The organism is Moorena sp. SIO3I6 (assembly GCF_010672095.1).
In genome coordinates this window covers 1-2,794 of the sequence record NZ_JAAHHU010000563.1, presented here as the reverse complement: position 1 = coordinate 2,794, position 2,794 = coordinate 1, and the positions used below count along the sequence as shown (strand labels likewise).

Annotated in this window: 2 protein-coding genes and 1 pseudogene; all 3 read left to right on the top strand. The window is 42.5% G+C overall.

Annotated features, from left to right (window positions below):
- Positions 1-1,110 (top strand): hypothetical protein (locus F6K49_RS39605; RefSeq protein WP_293106129.1); only part of this gene is annotated, 1,110 nt, incomplete at its 5' end.
- A 62-nt stretch (positions 1,111-1,172) separates the two neighbouring features.
- On the top strand, positions 1,173-2,006 hold the full coding sequence (locus tag F6K49_RS39600; RefSeq protein WP_293106125.1) for a hypothetical protein: 834 nt from the start codon (positions 1,173-1,175) through the stop codon (positions 2,004-2,006).
- Positions 2,007-2,196: 190 nt separating this feature from the next.
- Positions 2,197-2,794, top strand: a pseudogene (locus F6K49_RS39595) (hypothetical protein); the annotation flags it as partial.

The following is a 2,794-nucleotide window of genomic DNA, read 5'->3' as shown; positions in this document are numbered from 1 at the left end:
ACTCCGGTATCCCAAGTTGTGGAATATCTCAAACATGAGAATCGCGTCTATCTTACTCATATCAATACGCCAAAAGAAGTGGTAATTGCTGGTGATCCTCAAGCTTGTCGGAGGATGATTGACACTCTCAAATGCGATGCCTTCCGTGCTCCTGCCGATGATGTACTTCATTGTGACGCCATGGCTTCTGAATATGATGAACTTGCTAGACTCACAAGTTTACCTATCGGCAGCCAACCAGAAACTATTTTTTATTCCGCAGCCGACTACAAACCCATTACCCTTGAGAGCCATGCCATTGGTCACGCTATCGCCAAGGGTCTTTGTCAGCCCCTCGATTTTCCTCGGCTAATTAACCAAGTTTATGACAATGGAGCCAAGATCTTTGTGGAGGTAGGCGCTGGGAGTACTTGTTCTAGATGGATTCGTGAAAACCTCAAGGATAAGGAACATGTCACAGTTTCCCTCAATAAAAGAGGTTCAAACGACCATACCTCTATTGTCAAAGCTTTGGCCAAGCTAGTTAGTCATCAAGTGTCTCTGGATTTGTCGCCGCTGTATACTCAGGAACCAGAAAATGCTGGTCAGCGGCGCTCAATGGTTAAAACCATAACCTTGGGTGGGAGCCGGATTAAGTCCAGAATTTTGAGCAATACTAACCAGGAAATTGCTGAAACTCTATCATCAAACGTCCTAATTCATAAGACTTGGGAACAGCCACAGACTTTGCCCAATGTTGAACCATCTGAACCCGTAAATTTATCAAACTTTCAAAGTACTGTCCTAAACCATGAAAATAGTGCTAAGTGTGCTTTAAATCACTGCCTTACAAGCAACGAAAAATTAAACTATGGCCAGCCCATTAAAATGCCGCTGGATAATAATAGTTTCAGTCTAGAATTAGCCCAAAAAAATAACAATTTTTGTCCGGAAATAACCCTAAGTGAATTACACAAAAATCAGTATCAAAAACTGAGTTATAATACATCTCGCATCACCAAAAACCATGCTGCTTTTTTAAGGAATCAACAAGAATCCTTGAAGCAAATTGGCGACATTATTCAGCACAAAGTAACGTTTTCAAAGCAGTTGCTTGATTCTGAATCATAATTGTGTATCAACCAAATATGAAGCGTAAAACACTATTTTTCTTGACTTGGGTATCTACCATCGTGCTAATTCTCTGCTGGGTGTTACCTACAAATGCCTTCAACGAGTTCTACCGCAACGGACTCAAAGGACACAGTACCTTTCATTACGAATTTACCCGCACCCTAGTGCGGGCAGCGGGTTTCTCGCCAGAATTGGCAGAACAGATTGCAGTTACCAATCAAGCTGTGGACTCAATTAATTTCACAGGTTACAACGGCACCAACGTGCGTCTCACCAATACGGGACGCTTTGGCTCGTATAGTCTATACTGGCACTTTCCCCGACGCGGTTGCACTGATTCATTCGGTGTGTCCTATCCCACTGACGCCAGCGAATGCAACACTTGCAACTACTTCACGGACAGTTCCGACTCCTGTCCAAGGGGAATCCCAGAGTTAAATACCATGGACCAGTGGGCTCTTTACGGCAATTCTGACGATCTACTGGTAACGCCTAAATACTCTTTGAATCGTCGGAGATTCAAAACTGTACCGGCAAGCTCTATCACGGCTTTAGGGATTTTTCTCCATTCCCTTGCTGATTCCTATTCCCATGAACGCTGCATGGAAACCATGGAGCTGCGGGAGCACAAACCATTTCCTGCAGAGTGCAATGTCTTGCTCTGGCATCTGGATTTAGAGTTTGGTGGTGGTGATCCAGGTGTGCCGTATACCAAAAATGCTGCTCGTGCTGTCTTTAAGGCTGCCGTACACTATATAGCCCAGAACGGAGAAGGTGGTGATCCGCTGTGGAGCTTTGAGGAGGCGAACAACTTTATTGAGCAGTTTGCTGAAATAGAATCTCCTGATGAGCGTGCCCAATTTGCTATCGACACCTACAATAATCTCTCATAACCTGAGAAAAACATTAATAGGGTAAAGGTTCTGTATCAATTAACTAGCCTGATTTGATATCAAGTCTGGTAGCAGTAAAACCCAATTAAAATAAGCTATCGGACTTGATATTACCAAAATTTGGACAGGTAATTTTCATGCCAATCTACTAAACTATAATTATTAATTTAACCAAATCAGCTGTATTATAATGACTCAAACTAGTTCTAAACCAATGACTGCTTTAGATACACCTCTAAGCAAAAATAATAACCAAAAAGATAATAAAATTGGATTTTTTAATTGTTTCTATGGTCAAAATCAAGGTTGGAAAGGGGATTTGGATGGGATAGCATTTGATGATCGAGGAATTAAGGCTAAACTGCTAGATTTAGAAAAGTCCTGTTATATCGTTAGATCCCAAGGACAGATTGGCGTAACCCAAGAAGGCTACTGGTATCCTTCCGAAAATGGCAAGAGCTCTCAAGTAGAACTGCTGATGGCAGTTCCACCAATACAAATTCAACAGTTAGGCGATCCCAGTTTTTTATCCTTTCATGGGGTAAAATCTGCCTATGTTACTGGAGCGATGGCTGGTGGAATTGCATCTGAGGAGATGGTCATTGCTCTCGGCAAAGAGAGAATTTTGAGTTCATTTGGTGCTGGCGGATTAAGTCCTTCCCGCCTGGAAGCAGCTATTAAACGTATTCAACAAGCCTTACCCCAAGGTCCCTACGCCTTTAATTTAATTCATAGTCCCAGTGAACCTGCGATTGAACGCCATGCTGTTGATCTATTCCTCAATTATG